The 24,647-nt window shown below is 67.9% G+C and carries 27 protein-coding genes and 1 pseudogene; 20 read left to right on the top strand and 8 right to left on the bottom strand.

Annotated elements, in window-relative coordinates; all coding sequences use genetic code 11:
- Positions 1–5 precede the first annotated feature (5 nt).
- The 9 genes and pseudogenes from kdsA (at position 6) to TVNIR_RS08835 (ending at position 6,388) form a co-directional block, all read left to right on the top strand.
- Positions 6–848: a 3-deoxy-8-phosphooctulonate synthase gene (kdsA, locus tag TVNIR_RS08875; RefSeq protein ID WP_015258677.1), complete on the top strand. Its 843-nt coding sequence runs from the start codon at positions 6–8 to the stop codon at positions 846–848.
- Positions 849–929: 81 nt separating this feature from the next.
- A complete protein-coding gene (eno, locus tag TVNIR_RS08870) occupies positions 930–2,216 on the top strand; it encodes a phosphopyruvate hydratase (protein WP_015258676.1) in 1,287 nt (428 codons plus the stop codon).
- Positions 2,217–2,377: 161 nt separating this feature from the next.
- Positions 2,378–2,650, top strand: a pseudogene (gene ftsB / locus TVNIR_RS08865) (cell division protein FtsB); the annotation flags it as partial.
- 28 nt (positions 2,651–2,678) lie between these two features.
- Positions 2,679–3,407 (top strand): 2-C-methyl-D-erythritol 4-phosphate cytidylyltransferase, encoded by a 729-nt coding sequence (gene ispD / locus TVNIR_RS08860; RefSeq protein ID WP_043739538.1) that lies wholly within the window; start codon positions 2,679–2,681, stop codon positions 3,405–3,407.
- The gene (locus TVNIR_RS08855) at positions 3,404–4,498 is read left to right on the top strand and encodes a lipoyl protein ligase domain-containing protein (protein WP_015258673.1); all 1,095 of its coding nucleotides are present in this window, start codon (positions 3,404–3,406) and stop codon (positions 4,496–4,498) included. The genes ispD and TVNIR_RS08855 overlap by 4 nt, the downstream gene beginning before the upstream one ends.
- 27 nt (positions 4,499–4,525) lie before the next feature.
- Positions 4,526–5,191, top strand: coding sequence for a ceramidase domain-containing protein (locus TVNIR_RS08850; protein ID WP_015258672.1), 666 nt, complete (start codon positions 4,526–4,528; stop codon positions 5,189–5,191).
- An 18-nt stretch (positions 5,192–5,209) separates the two neighbouring features.
- Positions 5,210–5,701 carry a 2-C-methyl-D-erythritol 2,4-cyclodiphosphate synthase gene (ispF, locus tag TVNIR_RS08845; RefSeq protein WP_015258671.1) on the top strand — a complete coding sequence of 164 codons (492 nt, stop codon included), beginning with the start codon at positions 5,210–5,212 and terminating at the stop codon, positions 5,699–5,701.
- Between the two features lie 139 nt (positions 5,702–5,840).
- The gene (locus tag TVNIR_RS08840) at positions 5,841–6,119 is read left to right on the top strand and encodes a BrnT family toxin (RefSeq protein ID WP_015258670.1); all 279 of its coding nucleotides are present in this window, start codon (positions 5,841–5,843) and stop codon (positions 6,117–6,119) included.
- A complete protein-coding gene (locus TVNIR_RS08835) occupies positions 6,116–6,388 on the top strand; it encodes a hypothetical protein (protein WP_015258669.1) in 273 nt (90 codons plus the stop codon). Before TVNIR_RS08840 ends, TVNIR_RS08835 begins: the two co-directional genes overlap by 4 nt.
- A 101-nt stretch (positions 6,389–6,489) precedes the next feature.
- Here the strand turns inward: TVNIR_RS08835 and TVNIR_RS08830 are convergent, their stop codons facing one another.
- From TVNIR_RS08830 to TVNIR_RS08810, 5 genes are all read right to left on the bottom strand, one after another.
- Positions 6,490–7,908, bottom strand: coding sequence for a Y-family DNA polymerase (locus tag TVNIR_RS08830; protein WP_043740443.1), 1,419 nt, complete (start codon positions 7,906–7,908; stop codon positions 6,490–6,492).
- Positions 7,909–8,020: 112 nt separating this feature from the next.
- Complete coding sequence (imuA, locus tag TVNIR_RS08825; RefSeq protein WP_015258667.1) at positions 8,021–8,695, bottom strand: translesion DNA synthesis-associated protein ImuA; 675 nt, start codon at positions 8,693–8,695, stop codon at positions 8,021–8,023.
- A gap of 23 nt (positions 8,696–8,718) precedes the next feature.
- Positions 8,719–9,327 (bottom strand): transcriptional repressor LexA, encoded by a 609-nt coding sequence (gene lexA / locus TVNIR_RS08820; RefSeq protein ID WP_015258666.1) that lies wholly within the window; start codon positions 9,325–9,327, stop codon positions 8,719–8,721.
- Positions 9,328–9,534: 207 nt separating this feature from the next.
- A complete protein-coding gene (locus tag TVNIR_RS08815) occupies positions 9,535–10,323 on the bottom strand; it encodes an ABC transporter permease (protein ID WP_015258665.1) in 789 nt (262 codons plus the stop codon).
- 1 nt (position 10,324) lies between these two features.
- A complete protein-coding gene (locus TVNIR_RS08810) occupies positions 10,325–11,230 on the bottom strand; it encodes an ABC transporter ATP-binding protein (RefSeq protein ID WP_043739537.1) in 906 nt (301 codons plus the stop codon).
- A gap of 230 nt (positions 11,231–11,460) precedes the next feature.
- On the opposite strand from TVNIR_RS08810, the gene trkA reads away from it, so the two are divergent.
- The gene (trkA, locus tag TVNIR_RS08805; protein ID WP_015258662.1) at positions 11,461–12,840 is read left to right on the top strand and encodes a Trk system potassium transporter TrkA; all 1,380 of its coding nucleotides are present in this window, start codon (positions 11,461–11,463) and stop codon (positions 12,838–12,840) included.
- 57 nt (positions 12,841–12,897) lie between these two features.
- Entirely contained in the window at positions 12,898–14,352 is a 1,455-nt protein-coding gene (locus tag TVNIR_RS08800; RefSeq protein WP_043739536.1) for a TrkH family potassium uptake protein, read from the top strand.
- Positions 14,353–14,502: 150 nt separating this feature from the next.
- On the opposite strand, the gene TVNIR_RS08795 is transcribed toward TVNIR_RS08800, so the two are convergent.
- Positions 14,503–15,126: a Spy/CpxP family protein refolding chaperone gene (locus TVNIR_RS08795; RefSeq protein ID WP_015258660.1), complete on the bottom strand. Its 624-nt coding sequence runs from the start codon at positions 15,124–15,126 to the stop codon at positions 14,503–14,505.
- 153 nt (positions 15,127–15,279) lie between these two features.
- Between TVNIR_RS08795 and TVNIR_RS08790 the strand changes: the two genes are divergently transcribed.
- Together TVNIR_RS08790 and TVNIR_RS19775 are read left to right on the top strand one after the other, a co-directional pair.
- Positions 15,280–15,846, top strand: a complete 567-nt coding sequence (locus tag TVNIR_RS08790; protein ID WP_015258659.1) for a Crp/Fnr family transcriptional regulator — start codon at positions 15,280–15,282, stop codon at positions 15,844–15,846.
- Positions 15,847–16,008: 162 nt separating this feature from the next.
- A complete protein-coding gene (locus TVNIR_RS19775; protein WP_015258658.1) occupies positions 16,009–16,146 on the top strand; it encodes a hypothetical protein in 138 nt (45 codons plus the stop codon).
- A gap of 214 nt (positions 16,147–16,360) precedes the next feature.
- On the opposite strand, the gene TVNIR_RS20675 is transcribed toward TVNIR_RS19775, so the two are convergent.
- Positions 16,361–16,504 (bottom strand): hypothetical protein, encoded by a 144-nt coding sequence (locus TVNIR_RS20675; protein WP_015258657.1) that lies wholly within the window; start codon positions 16,502–16,504, stop codon positions 16,361–16,363.
- A 48-nt stretch (positions 16,505–16,552) separates the two neighbouring features.
- Here TVNIR_RS20675 and TVNIR_RS08785 point away from each other — a divergent pair, with 48 nt between their 5' ends.
- Complete coding sequence (locus tag TVNIR_RS08785; protein ID WP_015258656.1) at positions 16,553–17,449, top strand: DUF3179 domain-containing protein; 897 nt, start codon at positions 16,553–16,555, stop codon at positions 17,447–17,449.
- A gap of 370 nt (positions 17,450–17,819) precedes the next feature.
- Here the strand turns inward: TVNIR_RS08785 and TVNIR_RS08780 are convergent, their stop codons facing one another.
- Positions 17,820–19,319: a DUF1538 domain-containing protein gene (locus TVNIR_RS08780; RefSeq protein WP_015258654.1), complete on the bottom strand. Its 1,500-nt coding sequence runs from the start codon at positions 19,317–19,319 to the stop codon at positions 17,820–17,822.
- Positions 19,320–19,540: 221 nt separating this feature from the next.
- On the opposite strand from TVNIR_RS08780, the gene TVNIR_RS08775 reads away from it, so the two are divergent.
- From TVNIR_RS08775 to TVNIR_RS08750, 6 genes are all read left to right on the top strand, one after another.
- Positions 19,541–19,909 (top strand): hypothetical protein, encoded by a 369-nt coding sequence (locus tag TVNIR_RS08775; RefSeq protein WP_015258653.1) that lies wholly within the window; start codon positions 19,541–19,543, stop codon positions 19,907–19,909.
- A 43-nt stretch (positions 19,910–19,952) separates the two neighbouring features.
- A complete protein-coding gene (locus TVNIR_RS08770) occupies positions 19,953–21,467 on the top strand; it encodes a DUF1538 domain-containing protein (protein ID WP_015258652.1) in 1,515 nt (504 codons plus the stop codon).
- Positions 21,464–21,811, top strand: coding sequence for a P-II family nitrogen regulator (locus tag TVNIR_RS08765; RefSeq protein ID WP_015258651.1), 348 nt, complete (start codon positions 21,464–21,466; stop codon positions 21,809–21,811). The genes TVNIR_RS08770 and TVNIR_RS08765 overlap by 4 nt, the downstream gene beginning before the upstream one ends.
- Before the next feature lie 240 nt (positions 21,812–22,051).
- Positions 22,052–22,465, top strand: coding sequence for a CBS domain-containing protein (locus tag TVNIR_RS08760; protein ID WP_015258650.1), 414 nt, complete (start codon positions 22,052–22,054; stop codon positions 22,463–22,465).
- A 190-nt stretch (positions 22,466–22,655) separates the two neighbouring features.
- Positions 22,656–23,120, top strand: a complete 465-nt coding sequence (locus tag TVNIR_RS08755; protein WP_015258649.1) for an archease — start codon at positions 22,656–22,658, stop codon at positions 23,118–23,120.
- A gap of 52 nt (positions 23,121–23,172) precedes the next feature.
- Complete coding sequence (locus TVNIR_RS08750) at positions 23,173–24,603, top strand: RtcB family protein (RefSeq protein WP_015258648.1); 1,431 nt, start codon at positions 23,173–23,175, stop codon at positions 24,601–24,603.
- Positions 24,604–24,647: the final 44 nt, after the last annotated feature.

Raw genomic sequence — 24,647 nt, 5'->3', positions numbered from 1 at the left:
GTCCGATGCAACTCTGCGAGTTCGAAGCCGGTCTGGATCGGCCAATCTTCCTGATTTCGGGTCCCTGCGTGATCGAGTCGGAAGGGCTCGCGCTGGATACCGCCGGAACCCTGAAGTCGGTCACTGCAGCGCTCGGCATCCCGTTCATCTACAAGTCGTCGTTCGACAAGGCCAACCGTTCGTCCACCCGCAGCTTCCGCGGGCCGGGGCTGGAACAGGGCCTGCGGATCCTCGAGAAGGTGAAGCGGGACCTGGGGGTGCCGGTACTGACCGACGTGCACGAGGACACCCCGCTGGACGAAGTCGCCAGCGTGGTCGACGTGTTGCAGACCCCGGCGTTCCTCTGCCGCCAGACGAATTTCATCCAGAACGTCGCACGGCAGGGCTTGCCCGTGAATATCAAGAAGGGCCAGTTCCTCGCGCCCTGGGACATGGACAACGTCGTCGACAAGGCGCGCGAGGTCGGCAACGACCGGATCATGGTCTGTGAACGCGGTGTATCTTTCGGATATAACACATTGATTTCCGATATGCGCGGCCTGGCCGTGATGCGTCGTACCGATTGCCCGGTCGTGTTCGACGCGACCCACTCGGTGCAGCAACCGGGCGGGAAGGGCAGCGCTTCGGGGGGGCAGCGGGAGTTCGTCCCGGTGCTCGCCCGCGCCGCCGTGGCGGCCGGGGTCTCCGGGCTGTTCATGGAGACCCACCCGGACCCGGAGCAGGCATTGTCCGACGGCCCCAACGCCTGGCCGCTGGCGCGCATGCAGGAACTGCTCGAGACCCTGGTGGAACTGGATCGCGTCGTCAAGGCGCGACCGTTCGCCGAGGCGGCGTTTGATTTGGGCTGAGCGCTGCCGCCAGCGCACGCGCCAACACCGGATTCCACTCCCGGGCGGGTTCCGGGAGTCCAGTCTTCCAAGGAGAAAGTCATGTCGCAGATTGCCGAGATTCACGCCCGGGAGATCGTCGATTCCCGGGGCAACCCGACCGTCGAGGCCGACGTCGTGCTGGACTCCGGCGCCCGCGGGCGCGCGGCCGTGCCGTCGGGCGCATCCACAGGAACGCGCGAGGCGATCGAACTGCGCGACGGCGGTGACCGCTACGGCGGCAAGGGCGTGCAGCGCGCGGTGGGGCACGTAAACGGCGAGATCCGCGACGCGCTGCGGGGTGCGGAAGCGGACCAGCAGGCGGTGGACCGGCGCATGATCGAACTCGACGGGACCGCGAACAAGGAACGCCTCGGGGCGAACGCGGTGCTCGCGGTGTCGCTGGCGCTGGCGCATGCGCGGGCGGCGGACGAGGGGCTGCCGCTGTTTCGCAGCCTCGGCGGTCCGCATGCCAACCTTCTGCCGGTGCCGATGATGAACATCATCAACGGTGGCGCACACGCCGGCAACAGCGTGGACATGCAGGAATTCATGATCGTGCCGGTCGGGGCCGCCAGCCTGGGCGAGGCCGTGCGCTACGGTGCCGAGGTGTTTCATGCGCTGAAAAAGGTGCTGGAGGGGCGTGGGCTGGTCACCGCGGTGGGCGACGAGGGCGGCTTCGCGCCCGATCTGCCGTCGAATGCCGCCGCGATCGAGGTGATCCTGGAGGCGATCGACAGCGCCGGTTTCAAGGCCGGCGACGACATCTGGATCGGGCTGGACTGCGCGAGTTCGGAGTTCTTTCGCGACGGGCGTTACCATTTGGCCTCCGAGGGGCGTGCGTTCACCGCCGACGAGTTCACCGACTACCTCGCGGACTGGGTCGAGCAGTACCCGATTCTGACTATCGAGGATGGCATGGCCGAGGACGACTGGGCCGGCTGGAAGACGCTGACGGATCGGCTCGGCGATCGCGTTCAGCTGGTCGGTGACGACCTGTTCGTGACCAACACGTCGATCCTGCGGGACGGCATCGACCGCGGCGTTGCCAACTCGATCCTGATCAAGGTGAACCAGATCGGGACGCTGACCGAGACCCTCGAGGCCATCGGCATGGCCCGCGCGGCGAACTACACTTCGGTGATCTCGCACCGATCCGGCGAGACCGAGGACGTGACCATCGCCGATCTCGCGGTTGCGACCGGAGCCGGCCAGATCAAGACCGGGTCGCTGTCGCGCTCGGACCGGGTTGCGAAGTACAACCAACTGATCCGCATCGAAGAGATGCTGGGCGCGCGCGCGCGCTACCCCGGCATCGCCGCGTTCCGGGCCGCGGCTTCGGCACCATGACCGCGTTCCCGCCGCTCCCGGATGCCCGGCTGCGGAAGTGCCGCCGGGAGGCGATCTGAATGGGATCCCGGGCGGTGCGTTCCAGCACCGGCGTGGCCGCACGCATGCTGCGTGTGTCAGGGTGTGGCTGACCGGATCGATGTGGGCGCGGGTACCGGCTGATGCGCTGGGTCATGGGACTGCTGTTCCTGGCGCTGCTGGCGTTGCAGTGGCCGTTGTGGTTCAGCGAGGGAGGGTGGCGCGATGTCCGGGAACTGCGCGACGTGAAGCGGCTGCAGGAGGCGGAGAACGAGCGGCTCAGGGCCCGGAATCGGGCGCTGGAGGCCGAGGTCGACGATCTGCGCAGCGGCACCGAGGCGGTCGAAGAAAGGGCCCGGCGGGATCTCGGCATGATCCGGGAAGACGAGACGTTCTTTTTCCTGATCGGATCGGAGGTGGCGCCCGGGGCGCCCGCGGGCAATCATGGTGACTGAGGCCGCCAAGCCTGCGTATTGGGCCCTGATCCCGGCGGCCGGGGTCGGCCGGCGCATGAACTCGGATCGGCCGAAGCAGTTTCTGACGCTGGGCCGGCGCACGGTGCTGGCGCATACGCTGTCCATTTTTCTCCAGCATCCCCGCATCCGCGGGGTGGTGCTGGTAGTCGGTTCGGGAATCGACCCCGATGCACTGGACCTTCCCGAGGCCGGCGGACGCCTGTTTCAGGTCACCGGAGGCGCCGAGCGTGCCGATTCGGTGCACAATGGGCTCGCCTTTCTGGCCGAACGGGCGCACGCCGACGACTGGGTGCTGGTGCACGACGCTGCACGCCCCTGCCTGCCGGCCGAGGATCTGGACCGCTTGTTGCAGACCCTGACCGGAGATCCGGTGGGGGGGCTGCTGGTGGCGCCGAGTACCGACACGCTGAAGCTGTCGGATGCGGCGGGCCGGGTGGAACGGACTCTGGATCGCAGCCGGGTCTGGCGGGCCCTGACGCCGCAGATGTTCCGGTTGGGCGTGCTCCGCGATGCGCTCGCGGCGGCCGCGGCGGCCGGCGTGGCCGTCACGGACGAAGCGAGCGCGATGGAGCGGGTTGGATGGCATCCGCGCCTGGTGGAGGGAAGCCCGGTGAACATCAAGATCACGCGGCCCGAGGATCTCGAGATCGCGCATCTCTATCTTTCAAGGCAAGACCGACTGGGAGACCGACCATGAAGCGAATTCGCGTAATCGATGCCGGCTTCGTGTCGCCACTGGAGTCGATGGCCATTTTCCATGCCGTGGCCGAGATGATGGGGCCCGACGACGACCCGGTGGTGACGCTGGTGAACCCGACTCGTCCGTTCGTGTCGGTAGGCCTGCATCAGGACGTCGAGCAGGAGGTGGACACGGCCTACTGCGAGCGCCAGGGCCTGCCGCTGATCCGGCGCGATGTCGGGGGCGGCGCGGTCTACCTGAATCGCGACCAGATGTTCTTCCATTTCGTGTATCCCCACCGGTTCGCGCCGGCCCGGGTCGAGGCGATCTACTCGCATTTCGTCGCGCCGGTACTGGCGACCTACCAGGCACTGGGCGTTCCCGCGGTGTTCCGCCCGGTGAACGACATCCACGTGAACGGGCGCAAGATCGGGGGCACCGGGTCGGCGCGCATCAACGATGCCACCGTGATGGTCGGCAGCTTCATGTTCGATTTCGATATCGACACGATGGCGAAGTGTCTTAAGGTGAGTTCCGAGAAGTTCCGCGACAAGCTTCGCCAGGGGATGCACGACTACATGACCACCCTGACTCGGGAATTGGGGCAGGCGCCGGAGCGCGAGCGCGTGAAGACGCTGTTCCTGGACGCCGTCGAGACGCATCTCGGACTGGAGCCTGTGGCCTCCGAACTGACCGATGCGGAACGGGAGGCGCTGGTCGGGGTCCGCGATCTGCTGCAGGATCCGGAATGGACCCTGCAGAGCGGTCGGCGTCTCGTCGCGTCCGGCGTGAAGATCGCCGCAGGAACCTACCTGGTCGAGGGGATGCACAAGGCCCGCGGCGGGCTGATCCGCACCCGCATCCTGACCCGGGACAACGTCGTCGACGACATCGAGTTCTCGGGTGATTTCACCGTGTTTCCGTCGGATGGCATCCAGCGGCTTGCCGAGCGGCTGCGCGGTGCGGTGCTGCCGACCAGCGCCGAGGCCGATGCCGCGCGGCTGCAGGGGCGCATCGCGACCGCGATGAGCGATCTGGGATTGGACATCCCGGGCGTCGGGGCCAGCGATTTCCTCGGTGCGATTCTGCAGGGGCTGCATCGTGAGTGATCGGCCGGACACCTGCGGAGACGGGGCATGACCCCGTACTACTGCGAGCGGACTGCCCCGGGCTGGTTTGCGGAACCGCTGAACACTGCCTCGGGGCTGGCGTATTTCGTCGCGGCCTGGCAGTCGTGGAAACAACTCGAGCGTGCGCGCTGGCGCGAGCAATGGGATTTGCACCTGCTCGCCGCGCTGATGGCCGCGGTGGGTCTGGCCGCCGTGCTCTGGCACGCGAGCGGCATTGCCTGGCTGCATTGGCTTGACCGCGCCGCGCTGGGCGCGTTCGTGATCGCGTACTGGAGCGTGTTCCTGGTGCGCACGCAGCGGCTCGGCCCGGGCGGTGTGTCGATTGCGTGGCTGCTGACCGCGATCGGGTTGGCGGCGCTGGCGACCGGCCTGCCCCTGGAGGTGTTCGGAGGCACGGGGGGCTATGTGCCACTGCTGGCGCTGCTGTTGGTGGGGATCGGGCTGGCGGCACGCGTCGACCGGCGTCTGGCGCGCGACCTGCTGCTGGCCAGCGCGATCTTCCTGCTCGCCCTGGTGGTCCGGGCACTCGATCTGATGCTCTGCGACTGGGCGGTGGTCGGAACCCACTGGCTCTGGCACCTGCTGACCGCCGGTGTGCTGTTCGTGCTGGTGGACGGAATGATCCGCCACGTCCGGCTGCGCGAGATGCAGGCGGCGCAGGCCGCGGGCTGAGGTGGAGGGACGCGGACGATGGGATCGGAACTGCGCATCGGGCAGGGCTTTGACGTCCACGCGTTCGGCGCGGGCGATCACTTGGTGCTCGGAGGCGTAAGGATCCCGTTCGACCGGGGATTCGTGGCCCATTCCGATGGCGACGTGCTGCTGCACGCCCTCTGCGATGCGCTGCTCGGGGCCGCGGCGCTGGGGGACATCGGTCGGCACTTCCCCGATTCCGACCCCCGGTTCCGGGGTGCGGATAGCCGGCGGCTGCTGGCCGAGGTGCTGGCTCGCGTCCGGGCCGAGGGCTGGGTCCCGGTGAACGTCGACAGCGTGATCATCGCCCAGGCGCCGAAGATGGCCGCGCATATCCCCGCGATGCGCGAGCACATCGCCGCCGACTGCGGACTGCCGCTGACCGCCGTGAACGTGAAGGCCACCACCACCGAGCGCCTCGGCTTCACCGGCCGCGGCGAGGGCATCGCCGCGGAAGCCATCGTGCTACTGCGCCGGGCGTCCGCCTGACTCGACGACTTCTCGAAGGCGCTTCTACGGTAAGTTCCCCAGTATCTCGTTCGTGGTGCCTTCGTCCGTGGACCAGACGGAGTTCCGCGCAGCGGGGCCTTTGAGTACAAAAGGCACCTTTTGTGCTACCTTGAGGTGCATGAAGCCGATCACCTGGGATCCGGAGAAGAACAGGCAACTGCAACAGGAAAGGCATGTTTCCTTCGAGGATGTCGTGTTCCATATGTCGGCAGGCGGCATTCTGGATACGTTGGAGCACCCGAATCAGGAGCGTTATCCAGGCCAGCAGATCCACGTGATCGAAATGGAGGGGTATGCCTATCTCCTACCCTTCGTGGAGTCGGAAGACGAGGTCTTTCTGAAGACGATCATTCCGAGTCGGAAAGCGACCAAGATTTATTTAGGAGGTCCGAGATGAGCAGGCTGGATCAAGACGAGCACGAACTCTTGGAGGCTTTTGAGGCCGGCGAGCTCAAGCAGGCACCCGATGCAGCGGACATCCAGAAACGGCATCGGGAATACGCGGAAGCGATGTTCAGGAAGGACGCACGGATCAATATCCGGCTTTCCTCCAGGGATCTGCGCGGCCTCCAGAAGAAAGCCCTGGCGGAAGGCATTCCCTACCAGACCCTGGTCGCAAGCATTCTCCACAAGTACGTCGAAGGTCGCCTGCGCGAGGAGCGGTAGTGGCGTAGGGCGGAACACGCTAACGTAAGGCGCAAAAGGGGGTGGTGTGGAGGTGGCCCCAGGACCGTGCCTCGGCGGATGCGGAACCCCGCTGCCGGCGATCAGCCCCAGAAGCCCAGCAGCTGCCATTTGCCACTGCGCAGATCCCGGAAGAGCCAGAGCAGCCGTCCGTCGCGGTCGCGTGCGAGCGCGTAGTCGCGGCGCTGATCGTTGCCGTCGGCCCACCAGCCTCCCTCGAGCCGCCCCAGCCATGCCGGCGCGGCCGGTGCGGCACAGGGCTGCGGCGGGCACAGCCAGAGCGCCGCGCCGGCCGCATACTGTGCCGGGGTCACCGCCGCCGGTGCATCGCGTGGCGGGTTGTCCGCGGTGCGTTCGGCCTGCGCATGTTCGGGCAACGGGTGGAGTGTCGGTTCGAGCCGCAGCACCGCGCGATCGCCGAGGCGGGCCCGGATCCGGGCCAGCAGCGTGGAATCGTCAGGCGCTCCGGAGGCGGACGCATGGAATAGACCTGCGGTATCCGTGGTGCCGGGCAGCAGACATCCCGGGTGCAGCCGCAGGGCACGCACCGGTGCCGGCAGCGTCAGCCGGGAAAGACGGATGTTCCACAGTTCCAGCCAGTCGTCCGCGCGGCTGCCGGCGTGGCTGCGTTCCAGTGCCAGCCGGGTCGTGCGTTCGCGGTGCAGAAGGTCGAGTTCCAGGCGCTGGACGCCACGCTGCCGGGCACGCAGCGCGTGTTCCATTTGCAGCAGCAGGCGCCTCAGCGGAAAGCGCAGCGCGCCGGACGTGGTGATCTCCCGGTCGAACTCCAGCTGAAAGACCGGGGTTTCCGGCGGCCGGAACCGCGGCAGCACTTCCGGGGTGTCCCCGAGCAGCCGGTCGAGCAGCACCGGCAGCACGGTTCCGTGGCGCTGGGCGAGTTCCCCGCGCGGAAGACGCAGCAGTTCGCCGATCCGGCGCAGGCCGACGGCCCGCAGCCCGGCGAACGTGTGCCCGGGCAGGGGCAACGCGGCCAGCGGCAGCGGCGACAGCGCGCGACGCAGCGCGTCGCGGTTCGCGGGCCGCGCCGCGCCGCGCTGCCCGGCCAGAAGCCGCGCTGCCGCCGGTGTCCGGGCAATGCCGATCCGGGCGCTGTAGCCGAGCCCGCGCAGCGTATCCGCGATCTGCCGGGCAAGCACTTCCATGCCGCGGAACAGGCGCAGGCTGCGACCGATCTCGAGCAGGATACGCGGCCCGTCCGGTTCCGGGCAGACGTGGTCGCTGAACTGCAGCAGGACCGAGGCGAGTGTGTGCAGGTGCAGTTCCAGGGTGTCGGGGCGGTGTTCGACCACCGTCGGCGCATTCAGTACCGCCAGCGCGTCGGCCAGCGGCATCCCCGGCACGACGCCGGCGCGGCGCGCCGCCCGGTTGCCGTCGTGTACCCGGGGCCGACCCTGCTCTTCCACGACGATCAGCGGCCCCGGCTGGGCATTCCCGGTCTGCACCAGGGCATCCAGTGCCAGGTGCGGAAGCCAGACCGCCAGCCACAGCGGCCGGCCGGGTTCTGGCCCCGGATAGGGAGCCACCCGGGACGCTTCCGGCAGCAATGCGAGCTGAATGCGGCCGCTGTTCCCGGCCGGCGGCACTCCCGGCCGTTCAGCTCCCGTCTTCATGGGGGTGCCGCATGTTCGGCCCCGGCGGCGGCCGATTCCAGGTGGCCAGGGAAACCCGTATCGGCCGCTCCTGCGGCGGCACGCCGCCGGTGCATTTCAGGATCTGCAGATACAGGTGGTCCTGCCGTGCCTGCCAGTGGATACGTAAATGGGCCGGGGAGGGGTGTCGTGCCGCCGGTGCCGGGCGGTAGACGAACCCGCAGGCATGAGCCGAGGCCGCAGCCAGGCGCAGCCGGCGCAGCGAGGCGCTGCCGGCATCCCGCAGCCAGGCCAGCAGAACCCCGGTGCCGGGAGAGCGCAGCACCTGCTCGCAGCACCAGATGGCGTCGTCGCCGCTGCCGGCCCGGATCAGCAGGATCCGTTCCGGATCCATTCCCAGTTGCCGCCAGCCGAGTGTCCAGGGCGTGGCGGGCGGCGCGACCAGCACGATCCGCCGATGTTCGCGGGCGCAGTCCGCGAGCACCGGCAACAGCAGCCGCGTCTCGCCGCTGCCGAATGGGCTCCCAATCAGCTCGATCAGCTGTCCCTGCGGCCAGCCGCCGCGCAGGGCCTGGTCCAGCGCCGCGATGCCGCTGGGCCGGACCGGGGTCCGGGTGGCCCCGGCGGCGTCTCCGCGCCAGATCCGGGGGTGGGACAGCAGTTCCTCCAATGCCGTCATCACGCGCTTTCCGGTGACTGAATCTATTCCTTCAGCGCGCGCAGCACGCCGACCCCGATCCCCTCGATGACCAGTTCCCGGTGGCCGGGGTCGATCGCGATCGGCGTGAAGTCGGGGTTCGCCGGCAGCAGGCTCACGCGGTCTCCGGTGCGCTGGAAGTACTTCACCGTGACCTCGTCGTCGATCCGGGCGACCACGATCTGCCCGTTCCGGACCTCGGGGCTCTGCCGCACCGCGAGCAGGTCGCCGTCGAGGATTCCGGCATCGCGCATGCTTTCGCCCCGAACCCGGAGCAGGTAATCCGGACGCGGATGGAACAGCCGCGGGTCGACCCGGTAGCGGCCTTCCAGGTGTTCGACGGCCAGGATCGGCGCGCCGGCGGCGACCCGCCCGACCAGGGGCAATTCGTCTGCCGGTCCGGAACCGCGAGGCAGGCGGATCCCGCGGGCACTGCCGCTGACCAGTTCGATCGCGCCCTTGCGGGTCAGCGCACGCAGGTGGCACTCGGCCGCGTAGGGCGAGCGAAAGCCGAAGGCCCGGCAGATCTCCTCCCGGGTTGGGGCCGAGCCCCGCTCCTCGACCTGCCCGCGGATGAACGCGAGGATCTCCTGCTGGCGCGCGGTGAGTTTCATGGCTGAAGCCGTCGCTGGATGCTGTTCATATGAACAGTATCCAGCGACGGCTGAGCCGGTGCAAGTGGCGCTGTTGTGTCTGCGGGCCGCGCCTTCCGCGCAGGTTGTGCCGACGCAGGACGCACGACCCCGGCGCTTGGCGCATGTGCAGGCGGTGGGGGAGATGCCGTGCCTGCCTGCCTGCCTGCCTGCGTGCGGGCCGTGTCGTCAGCGGATCAGGCGGTGGCGGATCAGCGCGGTGGCGGCGACCAGCGCGGCGACGCCGTAGGCGGCGATCACAGCCAGGTGGAGGCCGACCTGGGTCGGCCAGGAACCCGTCATCAGCGGGCGCACGACCTCCACCACGTGGGCCAGCGGCAGCGCGAATGCCAGGTGCTGTACCCAGTCGGGAAACTCTCGAAGCGGGAAGAAAACGCCTGAAAGCAGTAGCATGGGTGTAACAGCTAAAGTGAAATAATAGAGAAAGAAGTCATAGCTGCGCGAGAATGCGGTGACCACCAGCGCCAGTGAACCGAAGGTGAACCCGGCGAGGAACACGATCGGCAGTGCCAGCAGTGCCCGCGGGTCGCTGACCAGGCCGAGCAGACTGGCGACGATCAGGATCGCGCCGGAACTGATCAGCCCCTTGGTCGCGGCCCAGACGGCCTCGGCGAACACGATGTCGTCCAGCGTCAGCGGCGTCGCGAGCATCGCCAGCCAGGTGTTCTGTTCGGCCATGCGCGTGTAGGCCGAGTACATCCCCTCGAAGCTCGCGGTAAACATCGCGCTGGAGCAGATGATCCCCGAGGCGATGAACACCATGTAGCTCATGCCCTCGACCTCTCCGACCAGGCGCCCGAAACCGTAGCCGAACGCCAGCAGGTACAGCACCGGTTCGCCGAAGTTGCCGAGCAGAGACGGCATGATGAGCTTGCGCCAGACACGCAGGTTGCGCCGCCACACCGCGACAAAGCGCAGGCTCGGCCGCAACAGCAACGGTTGCAATGCGTTGTGCATCTCAGTCGCGCAGTTCGTGGCCGGTGAGTTTCAGGAACACGTCCTCGAGATTGCCGGCACGGGTCGAGTGGGCCAGCCCCGCCGCCTCCAGCGTACCCCGGACTGCCGCGGGATCGGCGGTGTAGATCAGCCAGGTGTCGGCGATTTCGTGCATCCGGGCCGGCAGGTCGCCGCGTTCGGCCAGGAATTCGCGCGCGGAAGGCGTGTTCAGGCTGATCACCCAGGGTTCCACGTGGGCCGCGATCAATGCCCGCGGCGAGTCGCAGGCGATGATCCGGCCGCGATCGATGATCGCGACGCGGTCGCAGAGCTCCTCGGCTTCTTCCATGTAGTGTGTGGTCAGCACCAGCGTCACCCCGCGCTCGCGCAGCCGCCGCAGCTGGCGCCACAGGTGATGCCGCGCCTGCGGGTCCAGGCCGGTGGTCGGTTCGTCGAGGATCACCAGTTCCGGGGCGTTGACCAGCGCCCGCGCCAGTGTCAGCCGGCGCTTCATGCCGCCGGAAAGGGTATCGATGCGCGACTGGCGCCGGCTTTCGAGGTTCGCGAGTTCGAGCAGGTCGCCGACGCGCCGCTCGAGGGCCGGACCCGAGAGCCCGAAATACGAGGCGTAGGTGAACAGGTTTTCTTCCACCGTGAAATCCGGGTCCAGCGTGTCGAACTGGGGCACCACGCCGAGCCGCAGGCGCACCTCGCGCTCGCACTCGGGGATCGGGTGCCCGAGCACCTGCACTTCGCCCTCGTCGATCGGCGTCAGCCCCAGCAGCATGCGCAGCGTGGTGGTCTTGCCGGCCCCGTTGGGTCCGAGCAGGCCGAAGAACTCGCCGGACGGGACGGTCAGGTCGACGCCGTCGACCACGGCGACTCCGTTGTAGCATTTGCGCAGGCCGCGGATGCCGATCGCTGGCACCCGATCCGCCGAGCCGGTGTCGGGTCGGGCGCCGGTGGGTTCGGATTGCGGGTGTATCGCCGATTGCCTCGGCGATGCCTGGGGAGTTGGGACCATGACGTGGGGCGGATTCTCCGGGACGGGCGGTGGCCAGGGACGGGGCAGGGCAGTAGCATACGGGAGCACAACGCCGGCAGCATCCGCGCGGGCGGCGTGCCAGGGGGCGCGACAGCCGTGGGCTTCGGATATTCATGAAGAAGATCATCATCCTGGGTGCCGGTCAGGTGGGCTATTCGCTGGCCGAGGCGCTCGGTGCCGATGGCCACGAGATCACCGTGGTCGACCGGGATCCCCGGTGCCTGGAGGTATTGCGGGACGATCTCGGCGTGCGGGTCGTGGCGGGGTTCGGCGCGCATCCGCCGGTGCTGAAGGCCGCGGGTGCCGAGGACGCCGAGCTGCTGGTCGCGGTGACCGACTCCGACGAGGTGAACATGATGGCCTGCCAGGTCGCGTCGACGCTGTTCAACGTCGAGACCCGGATCGCCCGGGCCCGGGCCGAGGACTACCGACGGTATCCGCAGCTGTTTGCGCGCGACGCGGTGCCGGTGGACATGCTGATTTCCCCCGAGGAGATTGTGACCACCCAGATCCACCGGCTGATTCAGCACCCCGGGGCGTTGCAGGTGCTGGATTTCGCCGGCGGCCGGGTCGCGCTGGTCGCGGTCCGCGCGTACCGCGAGGGTCCGCTGGTCGGGCGCGAGCTGCGCCGGTTGCGCGGGAGCCGTACCGGGGTCGAGACCCGGGTGGCCGCGATCTTCCGGCGCGACCGCCCGGTGCCGCCGGACGGTGACACGGTGATCGAGGGCGACGACGAGGTCTTCTTCGTTGCCGCCAAGCGCAACATCCGTGCGGTCATGTCCGAACTGAGGCATCTGGAGCGGCCCTACCGGCGAGTGGTGATCGCGGGTGGCGGCAACATCGGTCGGCGGCTGGGCGAGACGCTGGGCGAGGACTACCACGTGAAACTGATCGAGCGCGACCCGGCCCGGGCGGCGCTGCTCGCGGTCGATCTGCCGACGGAAATCCTGGTGCTCGAGGGCGACGCGTCCGACGACCGTTTCCTGGAAGAGATTGGCGTGGAGCACGCGGACGTGTTCTGCGCCGTGACCAACGACGACCAGGCCAACATCTTTGCCGGCATGCTCGCGAAGCGCCGCGGAGTGCGCAAGGTGATCAGCCTGATCAACCGGCCGAGCTATGTGGACCTGGTCCAGAGCGGTACGATCGACATCGCGATCTCGCCACAGCTCGTCACGGTGGCGGCACTGCTCGCGAAGGTGCGAGAAGGCGGGACCACGGCCGTGCACAGCCTGCGCCGCGGCGCGGCCGAGGCGATCGAGACGGTGGTGCACGGGGATGCGCAGACTTCGCAGGTCGTCGACCGCACGGTGGCCGATCTGGAACTGCCCGGGGGCACCAGCATCGGTGCACTGGTGCGTGGCGACGAGGTAATCATCCCGCATCACGACACCGTCGTCCGGGCCGGAGATCACGCGATTCTGTTCCTTGCGGACGCCGCTCAGGTTCCGGCGGTGCAGCGGCTGTTCCAGCCCAGCCCCCTGTTCTTCTGATCCGATGCCGACCGGTCCCGCTCACCCGTTCCCTTCGAATCCCGGCGTGCGTTGCGGATGATCCAGCTCGCCACCACCTTGCGGCTGCTCGGCATCCTGGTGACGCTGTTCAGCCTGACCATGCTGCCCCCGGCGCTGATCGGCTGGATATACGGCGAGGCCAGCCTCTGGGTCTTCCTGCACGCCTTTTTCATTCTGCTGGCGGCCGGTTTGCTGATCTGGGTTCCGTTTTTCTGGTCCCGCGGCGACCTGCATGTGCGCGACGGGTTCGTGGTGGTGGTGATGTTCTGGCTGGTGCTGGGTATTTTCGGGGCCTTGCCGCTGCATCTCGACCCCGCGCTTCATATCTCGCTCACGGACGCGGTATTCGAATCGATGTCCGGCCTGACCACCACCGGCGCGACGGTGATCGTCGGCCTCGACGACCTGCCGCGGGCGTTGCTGTGGTACCGGCAGCAGCTGCAGTGGCTCGGCGGCATGGGGATCATCGTGCTGGCCGTGGCGATCCTGCCGCTGCTGGGGATCGGCGGCATGCAGCTGTTCCGCGCCGAGATGCCCGGCCCGCTGAAGGACAACAAGCTCACGCCGCGCATTGCCGAGACCGCGCGCAACCTCTGGTTCATCTACCTGGGTCTGACGGTTGCCCGCGCGCTCGCGTACTGGGCGGCCGGAATGGAGGCGTTCGACGCGGTCACCCACTCGTTCAGCACGGTCGCGATCGGTGGGTTCTCCACCTACGACGCGAGCATCGGCCATTTCGACAGCGCCCTGATCGAATCCGTGGCCGTGGTCTTCATGCTGTTGGGCGGGATGAACTTCGCGCTGCATTTCCTGGCGGTGAGGCGCCAGGGTCTCGCACCCTACGCGCGGGACGAGGAGGTGCGGTTCTACCTGCTGCTGCTTGCGGCCGGCGCCGCGATCGCGGTTGGCTATCTGCTCTACGCGGGAGTGGTCGCCGACGCCCCCGAGGCACTGCGCCAGGGGATCTTTCATGCCGTATCGATCGGCACCACCACCGGCTATGCGACCACCGAGTTTCACCTGTGGCCGGGATTTCTGCCGGTGATGCTGGTGTTCCTGTCCTTTGTCGGCGGCTGCACCGCATCGACCGGCGGCGGGATGAAAGTCATCCGTGTACTGCTGCTCGCCAAGCAGGGATTGCGCGAGATCCAGCGGCTGATCCATCCGCATGCGCATATCGCGGTCAAGGTGAACGAGCGGGTGATGCCGGATCGGGTGGTCGAGGCAGTCTGGGGCTTCATGGCCGCCTACATTCTCGTGTTCGCGCTGATGACGCTGGTGTTGATGGCTTCGGGGCTCGATCAGGTCACCTCCTTCTCCGCGGTGGCGGCGACGCTGAACAATCTGGGGCCTGGCCTCGGCGACGTCGGCGCGAACTACGCCGGCATCAGCGATTTCAGCAAGTGGGTGCTCGTTTTCTCGATGCTGCTCGGGCGCCTGGAGATCTTCACCGTGCTGGTACTGCTGTCGCCCGCGTTCTGGCGGCGGTGAGCGAGGGGCCTGCGCTGGCCGCGTCCGGCGTCGCTATGCCACGCGGAGCGCGTGCGGCACCATGCCCGGCGGTGGCGTCCGCTGGGCGGGTACGCGTTATCGCCTGCGATCGCCTGCCGCCGAGAGGCCGTGCTCCGCGGCGGAACCCGCTCAGTGGTACCCGCGTACCGTGTTGTAGCGTTCGACCTGTTCGGGCGTGAGCACGTCGATCATGTGCAAGTGGTACCGAAGGTGGGTTGCGCGCAGCTCTCCCTGCGCACGGGCGGCCTCGAGTGCCGCGGCCAACACGTTTTCGGGAGTGGCATCGCCGTCGCGGAACAGCCGGTCCAGTACTTCTTCCGCGGCGATCAGCCGTTCGCCAAGTGCGCGCGCCTCGTGCTGCATCTCGGCGTACAGTTGGCGGGTCTGCCGCTCCTGCTCGGCCGAAAGATCGAGTTCCCGAGCCAGTTCCAGGGTGTGTACCGGGCCGGGGTACCCGTTGAGTTCGGCGGGCAGGGCCATCGACATCCCGCGCCCGGCCATCAGATCCTCGATCTGCTGGTCGGACAGGGCCTTGATCCGCCGATCCTGGAGTCCTGCATACGTGGCATGGTGATGATGGTCAGCGGCCTTGGTGCCGTGGCCGGCATTCGGGCCGGACGCGGTCTCGGCCGTGTGCCCGGGATCCGGGTGGATGTGCGATTCGCCGTGGCCCGGATGGGGGTGCGCATGGGGCGGTTGTGCCAGGGCAGGCAGGGCAATGCACAGGATCGGGAGCAACAGAGCCTTTTTCATCGATGGATTCTCCGGTCCGGTTCGTGGACCGCGATCATGGCGGCAACGGGCTCGCCGATATATGATTGGGATCATATGGAGCGGAACGCATCAGGCGACCAGCGATCTGCCGGGCCGCGTCGAACGGGTACCGGGTATCCGTCGATCGCCGGCGTGCAGCCGGTGCTGCGCCAGCTGCCGGCCGGTGCACTGTTGTTCCATCGCAACGCCCCGGCTTACGGCATCTTCCGGCTCGTGACCGGCCGGGTTCGTCTGGAACGCGTGACACCTGACGGTACGACGGTGCCGGTCCATACCGTGCGCCCTGGGGAACTGTTCGCGGAGGCGTCGCTGTTTTCTTCCTGCTATCACTGTGACGCGCGCGTCGTGCACGATGCCGAGCTGCATTTCTACCCGCGGACGGCGTTGGTGGCCCGCTTTCGCGGCGACCCCAATGCGTTGTTCGATTTCGCCGCTGGACTGGCTCGCCGCGTGCAGGGTCTGCGCACGCGGCTCGAGGTGCGGCAGGTGCGTGCGGCTGCGGAGCGGCTGTTACTGTTCCTGCGCCTGCAGGTGGACGCGGGAAGGTTCTACCGGCCGGAAGGTACCTGGAAGGACGTCGCCGAGGAAATCGGCCTGACCCACGAGGCGCTGTACCGCGCGCTGGCGAAGCTCGAAGCGACGGGGCGCATCGAACGCCTGCGTGGTGCGGTCCGCGTGCTTCGAACCAGACCCGGGTGAAGGAACGCGCGGCGAGGGGTTGTTTCGCCGGTAGGCTCGCTCTTGTGCTGTGGGCGCTCGGTTGCCAGTGGCCACCGCCGGCACCCGGGCGTTGCCGTCCGACCTCGCAGTGCTGGACTCGGGATCCTGGTTTCTGCGCCATGGCCCATGCCGGTTCCGATAGTGGCTGATTCCGATCCCGGTGTGACCGACCTGGAACTGCGCGGCCGCCTGGCGCTGCGGACCGGCGGCCGCGACAGCGAGTTCGGCGAACGCCAGAACGACTGGCGCGTCGAGGTTCGGGCCCGTTACCGCTTCTGAGCGCGAGCAAGGCCGCAGCTGCGCTACGCGATACCACGTACTCCATCGCGGCCTGGCCGTCGGTACCTTGTAAGCGGAGGGTACCAATATGAACCATTTCAAGATCAGAAAAACACCGGAGAATGCGCTCCGAAACGGCGAGTCGAGCGCTGCCATCCAGGCGCGGCCCGGCAGATCGACCGGCACTCGAGCGCCAGGCCGTGCCGCGCTGCGCTCACGGCTGAAGGCCCTGTTCGCGCATCGAGACCATGGAACCGTTCAGCGTTCCCCGCACGGCCGCGATGATCAGGCGGGGGGCGCGCTGCTTGCCGCGGGGTTCCTCGCCACGGCCATGCTCGCATTCGCGCTGTTCGCGCACGGCTGCTCGCCCAATAACACCTCGCCCGATAACACACGGGCTCAGACGATGAACGGCTTCGACGTATCGAACAGTGCGGTCCCGCTGGACGAGATCCATCGCGGCGGACCGCCGCGCGACGGGATTCCCGCGCTGACCGATCCGGAATTCATTGGTGCCGGCGGCGCCCACGGGTTGCGGGACGACGACCGGGTGCTGGGGGTCTTCCGCAACGGTGTGGCCAAGGCGTATCCGCTGGGCATCATGAACTATCACGAGGTCGTGAACGACCTGTTCGGCGCGGAACCGATCGCGGTGACATACTGCCCGCTGTGTTTCACTGGCATCGCGTTCCAGGCCGGGCAGCCGGACGGCTCGCGCCGGACGTTCGGCGTGTCCGGGCTGCTATATAACTCCGACGTGCTGCTGTACGACCGCGAGACCGAGTCCCTGTGGTCACAGATCGCGGCGCGCGCGATCGCAGGCCCTCGGCGCGGTGAGACGCTGGCGATGGTGCCGCTCGCGAATACCACCTGGGAAGCCTGGCATGCCGAGCATCCAGATACCCGGGTGCTGTCGCGCGACACCGACTACGCTCGCAACTATGATCGCGATCCGTACGCGGCCTATGCCGAGGACGAGGCCCTGATGTTCCCGGTCCGCTTCCGGATGCAGGCCATGCACCCGAAGACCCCGGTGCTGGGAGTGCGGATCGGCGACCATGCCCGCGCCTATCCGTTCGCGGAATTCCCGGAAACGGGCCGCCATCGCGTCGAGGACACGCTCGGAGGCGAGGTGATCACGCTCGACGTCGACGCGGATGCCCAGACCGGCCGTGTGTTCGATTCCCGGGGCGAAGAACTGACGAGTCTCATCGCGTTCTGGTTCGCCTGGTTCGCTTTCCATCCCGAAACGGAACGTTACACCGGCGATCCCCCGGCGGTTCCGATCGAGGATGGGGTCTGAGCCTTGGGGGGCTCGGCCTTGGGGGCGCGGCCTCGGTTGACCCGGTGCAAGGCAAGGCTCGGCCTTCAGGCCGGCGAAGGAGAACGCGACCGTTTGGGGCGGCTCGACGCCGCGCCAGCCGTCTAGCAGCCCAAGTCCGGCAGGCTGCTAGCGCGAAAATACAGCCACGGAAGAACACGGAACCCACGGAAGATGAAACGGATCAAGCCCTTTTTCCGTGTCTGTCCGTGCTTTCCGTGGCTCGCCGGGTCTTGGCAATCGGCCGGGGTACCCGGTGCGCCGCATGTGCAGGTGGGGACACCGGCCGGGACTGCGCTCCCGGTCCGCGGGATGGAGGAGCCCGTGAGGCTTGTCGTGAAACGGGATCTGCTCAATGCCGCTCCGAGGGCGCCGCGCGGGTGAAGATCGAATAGAGCAGCACCACGCCGATCGGATACAGCGACGCCAGCGCGACCAGTCCGAAGCCGTCCAGCAGCACGTCGTCGCTCTCCAGTGCGACTGCGAGCCCGACGCCCAGTGCGGCGATCACCGGGACGGTGACGTCCGAGGTTGCGATGCCGCCCAGGTCGAACGAAAAGCCCACGAGGTCGCGTGGCGCGAGCAGGGTCAACAGCATCAGCCCGAGCACCGTGAATACCAGCACGTGGTCCAGTGGCCATCCGGTGACCAGGCGCACGGTGCCGACTCCCAAGCCGAGTCCGACGCCCAGGGCCACCAGGCCCCGGATCAGCGGCGGATGCAGGCGCCGGGGCGCCAGCGTGCCGGCGCGCTGTGCCACCGCGATCAGCGCCGGCTCGACCAGTGTCGCGGCGAAGCCGAGCAGGAATACGAACAGGTACAGGAACACGGCGCTGCCGGCACCTGCCAGACCCGCGGCGAGATGCTCGCCGATCGGGAACAGGCCGAGGTGCAGCCCCTCGGTGAACGCGAACAGCCCGGCGACCAGGAACAAGAAACCGCCCGCCAGCCGGTGCGGATGCAGCAGCGGGCGGCGGATTACGAGCAGCTGGAACGCCAGGACCACCGCGACGATCGGCAGCAGGTTGCCGAGGATCCGCAGCAGGTCGGTCGCGAGCAGAACCAGCGCAGCGTGTCCCGCACGGCCGTCGTCCGCGGGCAGTGGAGCCGTTGCTGCCCCGGTGTAGCCCGCGAGCGCGCCCGGCTCGAACGCGTAGACGACGATCCCGTAGATCTGTACCGCGACCCGGGGCGCGAACACGGCCAGCGCGACCAGGCCGAAGCCGTCGGCCAGCACGCTGCGACCGCGCAGCGACGCCATCAGGCCGATCCCGAGCGCGGCCACCAGCGGCACGGTCACGATGTTGGCGCTGACCGCCCCGGCGTCGTAGGCCAGCCCGGTGACCTCCGGCGGCGTCAGGTAAGTAACGGGCACCAGCAGCAGGTAGCCGCCGATCAGGTACCAGTGGACGGGGTGGTTCAGTACCGCGCGCAGGATGCCGAGTGCGACCACGGCCCCCACCGAGCCGGCGACGACGATGCGCAGCGTCCACGCCTGGATCAGGCCGTCGCTGACGGTCTGCGCCTTGTGCGCGACCGCGATCAGTGCGGGCTCGGCGATCACCGCCGCGAAGCCGAGGCAAAAGCCGAACGCGAGCAGCCACGGCAATGAGCCCTTCTCTGCGAAGGCATTGGCGAGGCTGCGCCCAACCGGAAACACGCTCAGTTCGAGGCCGCGCAGGAACAGCCCGATTCCGACCGCGACCAGCGCCAGACCCGCGATCACGGGGAGGACCCCCTCCGGGATTTCGCGCAGCACCACCGCTTGGAACAACGCGACGACCGCGATCACCGGCAGCAGGTTGCGGCCGGACTTCAGTACGCCGCGCGCCAGTTCGCCGAACTCACCCATCAAGAATCCCTTGCCGTTCCCTGCACGCGATCTCCTGCCGAGCATCCGCCGGCCGTCTGCGCACTGCAGGTCGCCGAATCCGCGCGCCTCATTGCCCAAGAAGGGTCATGGTGCCCGAGTTGGCGCGACCTTCCCACCCGGGGCCGGCCCTGCCGGGCGGTGCCGGCCATTCCGGCGGCTATGGTATTGTCGGCGCAGGTTCGAAGCTGCGGGGACTGGCCGTGAAGGCGAAGCTTCTGGTGGCCGTGGTGGCCGACGAACTCGAGGAGGCGGCAAGGGAGATCGCGCGCGAGGAGGGTGCCCGCGGCATGACGCTGCTGTCCGCGCGCGGGATGAACTTCCCGGAACACATCACCTTCTTCGGCCTGACCTATCTCGGGATCGAGACGGTGCTGGCCGCGCTGCTGGACGAGGCCACCGCCGTGCGGATCGCGGAGCGGATGAACGTGGAGCTGAAACTGCTGGAACCGTTCCAGGGACTCGCGTTCTGCCTGCCGGTCGACGGCACCGGCGGGATCGACATCGACGCGCTGCACCGGCATATTGCCGAACACGCCCCGGCCGGTCGGCTGGAAGGCGGCGAGCGCTGAAACCCACCCCGGACCGACTTATCCAACGGACTGCACCGCGCCCGTGAGCCAGCTCAGGGAATTCCTGCACCTGCTGAACCACGCGTTCCGCAACCTGCTGCCGATCATTCTGGTGGTCAGCGTGTTCCAGTTCCTGGTGATCCGCCAGGTGCCGGACGCCTGGCTGCCGATGGCGGTCGGGTTGCTGGTGGTGGTGCTTGGCGTCGCGCTGTTCCTGCACGGGCTGGAACTCGGGATCTTCCCGATCGGGAAGAACCTGTCGAACGAGTTCGCGCGCAAGGGTTCATTGCCGCTGCTGATGGTCTTCGGCTTTTGTCTCGGCTTCGCGGCGGTGATCGCCGAGCCCGCACTGATCGCGGTCGCGAGCCAGGCCGAGATCATCAGCGAGGGACGCATCAGCGGGCTCACGCTGCGGCTGCTGGTCGCGGTGTCGGTCGGGCTGGTGGTCGCGCTGGGCGTGGTCCGGATCCTGCTGGGGCACAGTCTGCACTGGTACATGATCATCGGTTACATCGTGGTGGTGATCGTGACCTTCTTCGCCCCGGCGGAGATCGTCGGGCTGGCCTACGACTCCGGCGGCGTGACCACCAACATCGTCACCGTGCCGCTGATCGCGGCATTGGGAATCGGGCTGGCGATGTCGATCCGCGGCCGCAACGCGCTGATCCACGGTTTCGGGCTGGTCGGGCTCGCGGTGATGGTGCCGATGATCTCGGTGCAGATCTACGGGATCATCGTCTACAGCTTCGGCGAGGCCCGCGAGGTCGCCGAGGGGATCCGGGAAGCGGTGGATCCCGAGGTGTCCGAGGTGGTCCACGAGGTCGCCGGCAGCGTGCTGCTGGGGATGCTGCGCGACCTGATGATCATGTTCCGCGACGTGCTGCCGATCATCGCGGTGGTGCTGGTGTTCCAGTATCTGGTGATCCGCAAGCACGTGGCCCACTTGCACAAGGTGATGGGCGGTTTCGTGCTGGTGATCGTCGGGCTGTACGCGTTCGTCGTCGGCCTGAAGATGGGCCTGTTCCCGATCGGCCAGAGTATGGCGGAACAGCTGATCGGGCTCGACCGCTGGATTTTCGTCTACCTGTTCGCGTTCGCGATCGGATTCGCGACGACGATGGCCGAGCCCGCGCTGATCGCGATCGGTCAGAAGGCCGAGGAGGCCGCCAAGGGGAAGCTGAACGGCACGGTGATCCGGCTGCTGGTGGCGGTCGGCGTCGCGGTCGGCATCACCATCGGCGTGCACCGGATCATCAGCGGCGACTCGATCCACTACTACATCATGGCCGGCTACACGGTGGTGATCCTGCTGACCTTCCTGTCGCCGAAATACATCGTCGCGCTGGCCTACGACCTCGGCGGCGTGACCACCTCCGAGGTGACCGTGCCGCTGGTGACCGCGCTGGGCATCGGCCTGGCCACCCACATCGAGGGGCGCAACGTGATGATCGACGGCTTCGGCCTGATCGCGTTCGCTTCGATCTTTCCGATAATATCCGTGATGCTTTATGCCATCGCGGCCGAACTCGCCAACCGATGGAGAGGAACTGAATCATGAAATTTGCGCTGCTCGTCGCGATCCTCGCCGAGGATCTCGAGGAAAAGGCGATCGACATCGCCAAGAACGCCGGTGCCGGCGGGGTCACATTGCTGGACGCGCGCGGCATCGGCGCGAAGGAGAAGAAGACCTTCTTCGGGTTGACCTACGAGGGCTCGCAGGCGGTATTGATCTGCGTGCTGGAAAAGAAGCTCTCGCTGGCCGTGATGAAAGCGCTGACCGTGAAGCTCGACCTCGCGAGGCACTCCAAGGGCGTTGTGTTCACCGTGCCGCTGGATCACATCGCCGGGATCGACACCCGCCAGCTCGAGCGCTTCGAGGAGCGGATCAAGGACGACATCTGAGCACGCAGCCCCGAACGCCCCGCGGTGGCTGCGCAGTGAGCCAGGTCTTCCCGCTCCCGGGCCGGAGCCATACCCGCGAGCGGCCGTGGCCCCGCGCCCTGAGAGGGGAAACGAAAGCGCAGCTCCGGAATCGCCAGCACCACCGGCCGGCGCGGCGGGCGATATGCCGAACTCACCGAGGCGGGCCGCCTGCCGTGGCGGCTGCCCGATTTCCGACATTGCGAATGCACTGGAGACACCATGCTGGTTAAGGACATCATGCAGACCGAGGTAGTCACCATCTCGCCGCTGGCCACATTGCGCGAGGCGATGGCGAAGATGAAGGCCCACCGCGTGAAATCGCTGATCGTCGAACGTCGCGACGAGCACGATGCCTACGGGATTATCACCTACACGACAATCCTGGGGACGATCGTCGCCGAGGAGGGCGACATCGATCTGGTCAACGTCTACGACGTCTGCACCAAGCCCGCGCTGATCGTGCCCCAGGTAATGGACGTCAAGTACGTCGCACGCATGATGGTCGCCCAGAACCTGCAGCGACTGGTCGTTCTCGAACACGGCAATCTCGTCGGCTTGGTCACGATGAACGACATCGTCGGTGAGGTGTTGGCGATGGCCGAACGGAGCCACATCGAAGGGGCCGGGGAGTAGCCGGGTTGCGCAACCGTCGCTGGGCCGGCACCCAGACACCTCCGCCCGCGTGACCGCTTGGCCGGCGGCTCCGCGAGCGCGGCGGGGAAAGACCGGTTCGACTACACTCGAAACCAGGGACCGGAGGATGCCGCACGTGAACCCGGCCACCGGGGGCGTGCGGGCCTCGGGTGTTGCCGGGAGACTGGGCATGCACGCATCCGTGCGCGAATCCGCGAAGAACCGTATTCCCGCACTGCGCGGTGGCTGGGAGCATTTTCCCCACGAGGCCGACATGGGGGTTCGCGGGCATGGCGACACGCTGCCGGACGCCTTTGCGGCGGTGGCCGAGGCGACGATTGCGGTGGTGACCGACCCGGCCGGGATCGACCCGGCGGAGCGGGTCGAGTTCGCGTGTTCCGCGTCCGACCCGGACCTGCTGCTCTACGATTTCCTGAACGCGATCGTGTACGAAATGGCGGTTGGTGGACGGCTGTTTTCCCGGTTCCGGGTGGAGATCGAAGGCGAAACGCTGCGCGCCGAGGCCTGGGGCGAGCCGGTGGACGGCAGGCGCCACCAGCCGGCGGTCGAGATCAAGGGCGCCACCTTCACCCAGCTTGCCGTGCGGCAGGCCGCCGACGGCTCCTGGATCGCGCAGTGCGTGCTGGACATCTGACCGGCGCGCGCGCCAACTGCTGAATCCGGTCGGACCGGGGAGGGCAGAGACCATGGACATCAACCGATTCACGAAGGTATCCGATACGGCCTGGCGGCTCGAGCCGCAGGGCGCGATGCGGGTACCCGCGGTGATCTATGCCGACGAAGCGCTCCTGGCCGACATGGACGACAAGGTTGCCGAACAGGCGTCGAACGTCGCGATGCTGCCGGGGATCGTGCAGGCCTCCTACGCGATGCCCGACGCCCACTGGGGCTACGGCTTCCCGATCGGCGGCGTCGCGGCCTTCGATGCCGAGCAGGGCGGGGTGGTCTCTGCCGGCGGCGTCGGCTTCGACGTGTCCTGCGGCGTGCGCACGCTGCTGACCGGGCTGGATCACCGGGCCATCGAGGCAGTCCAGCCGCGACTGGCCGATGCATTGTTCGCGGGCATTCCGGCGGGCCTGGGCAGCACCGGCCAGATCCACCTGCGGGACCAGCAGATGACCGACATGCTGCGCGGCGGGGCCGCCTGGGCCGTCGAACGGGGTTTCGGCCAGCCGGAGGACCTGGAGCGGATCGAGGAACGCGGGCAGATGGCGGGCGCCGATCCCGAAGCCGTGTCGCAGCAGGCGCGCAAGCGCCAGCGCAACGAGATGGGCACGCTGGGGTCCGGCAACCACTACCTCGAGGTTCAGCACATCACCCGCGTCTTCGACCCCGAAGTGGCGGCCGCCTTCGGGCTTGCGGAGGGTCAGGTCGTGGTGTCGATCCATTGCGGATCGCGGGGCCTCGGCCACCAGATCGGCACCGAGTTCCTGCGCGAGATGGCGATCGCCGCCAAGGGGCATGGAATCGAGCTGCCCGACCGGGAACTGGCCTGCGCGCCGATCCATTCGGAAATCGGCCAGCGTTACCTGGGTGCGATGCGCGCGGCAATCAACTGCGCGCTCGCGAACCGGCAGATCCTGACGCATCTGGCCCGTGAGGTCTTCGCCGAGGTGCTGCCCGATGCCAACCTGCGCCTGCTCTACGACGTCTCGCACAATACCTGCAAGACCGAGCGCCACGTGGTCGACGGGCGCGATCGCGAACTCTACGTGCATCGCAAGGGCGCGACCCGGGCGTTCGGTCCCGGCCATCCGGATCTGCCCGAGGCGCTGCGCGGCGTGGGCCAGCCGGTATTGATCGGCGGTTCCATGGGCACCGCGTCGTACATTCTCGTCGGCACGAACGAGGGCGAGCGACTTTCGTTCAACTCCGCCTGCCACGGCGCGGGTCGGGCGATGAGCCGGCATCAGGCGACGCGTCAATGGCGCGGGCGGGCGCTGGTCGACGAACTCGCCGCCCGCGGGATCCTGATCCGCAGCCCCAGTCTGCGCGGCGTCGCCGAGGAGGCTCCAGGCGCCTACAAGGACGTGAGCCGGGTGGTTCAGGCGAGCCACGACGCCGGCCTCGCGCGCCTGGTCGCCCGGGTCGAACCGATGGTCTGCATCAAGGGCTGAGCCTGCCTCTGCCCAATTCCCTGCTCCACGCGGCCCGCGACTCC

Origin of the sequence: Thioalkalivibrio nitratireducens DSM 14787, from assembly GCF_000321415.2 — a bacterium.
In the GTDB taxonomy this organism is placed as follows: domain Bacteria; phylum Pseudomonadota; class Gammaproteobacteria; order Ectothiorhodospirales; family Ectothiorhodospiraceae; genus Thioalkalivibrio; species Thioalkalivibrio nitratireducens.
The sequence above is the reverse complement of the archived record's forward strand: the minus strand, read 5'-3'. Positions and strand labels throughout refer to the sequence as shown.

Coding starts and splice junctions, on each gene's coding strand:
- trkA (WP_015258662.1), top strand. CDS start 11,461: ATGAAGAAGATCATCATCCTGGGTGCCGGTCAGGTGGGCTATTCGCTG.
- lexA (WP_015258666.1), bottom strand. CDS start 9,327: ATGAAACTCACCGCGCGCCAGCAGGAGATCCTCGCGTTCATCCGCGGG.
- TVNIR_RS08765 (WP_015258651.1), top strand. CDS start 21,464: ATGAAATTTGCGCTGCTCGTCGCGATCCTCGCCGAGGATCTCGAGGAA.
- kdsA (WP_015258677.1), top strand. CDS start 6: ATGCAACTCTGCGAGTTCGAAGCCGGTCTGGATCGGCCAATCTTCCTG.
- TVNIR_RS08795 (WP_015258660.1), bottom strand. CDS start 15,126: ATGAAAAAGGCTCTGTTGCTCCCGATCCTGTGCATTGCCCTGCCTGCC.
- TVNIR_RS08760 (WP_015258650.1), top strand. CDS start 22,052: ATGCTGGTTAAGGACATCATGCAGACCGAGGTAGTCACCATCTCGCCG.
- TVNIR_RS08855 (WP_015258673.1), top strand. CDS start 3,404: ATGAAGCGAATTCGCGTAATCGATGCCGGCTTCGTGTCGCCACTGGAG.
- imuA (WP_015258667.1), bottom strand. CDS start 8,695: ATGACGGCATTGGAGGAACTGCTGTCCCACCCCCGGATCTGGCGCGGA.
- TVNIR_RS08815 (WP_015258665.1), bottom strand. CDS start 10,323: ATGCACAACGCATTGCAACCGTTGCTGTTGCGGCCGAGCCTGCGCTTT.
- TVNIR_RS08785 (WP_015258656.1), top strand. CDS start 16,553: ATGAACGGCTTCGACGTATCGAACAGTGCGGTCCCGCTGGACGAGATC.
- ispF (WP_015258671.1), top strand. CDS start 5,210: ATGGGATCGGAACTGCGCATCGGGCAGGGCTTTGACGTCCACGCGTTC.
- eno (WP_015258676.1), top strand. CDS start 930: ATGTCGCAGATTGCCGAGATTCACGCCCGGGAGATCGTCGATTCCCGG.
- TVNIR_RS08800 (WP_043739536.1), top strand. CDS start 12,898: ATGATCCAGCTCGCCACCACCTTGCGGCTGCTCGGCATCCTGGTGACG.
- TVNIR_RS08755 (WP_015258649.1), top strand. CDS start 22,656: ATGCACGCATCCGTGCGCGAATCCGCGAAGAACCGTATTCCCGCACTG.
- ispD (WP_043739538.1), top strand. CDS start 2,679: ATGGTGACTGAGGCCGCCAAGCCTGCGTATTGGGCCCTGATCCCGGCG.
- TVNIR_RS08780 (WP_015258654.1), bottom strand. CDS start 19,319: ATGGGTGAGTTCGGCGAACTGGCGCGCGGCGTACTGAAGTCCGGCCGC.
- TVNIR_RS08835 (WP_015258669.1), top strand. CDS start 6,116: ATGAGCAGGCTGGATCAAGACGAGCACGAACTCTTGGAGGCTTTTGAG.
- TVNIR_RS08840 (WP_015258670.1), top strand. CDS start 5,841: ATGAAGCCGATCACCTGGGATCCGGAGAAGAACAGGCAACTGCAACAG.
- TVNIR_RS08750 (WP_015258648.1), top strand. CDS start 23,173: ATGGACATCAACCGATTCACGAAGGTATCCGATACGGCCTGGCGGCTC.
- TVNIR_RS08850 (WP_015258672.1), top strand. CDS start 4,526: ATGACCCCGTACTACTGCGAGCGGACTGCCCCGGGCTGGTTTGCGGAA.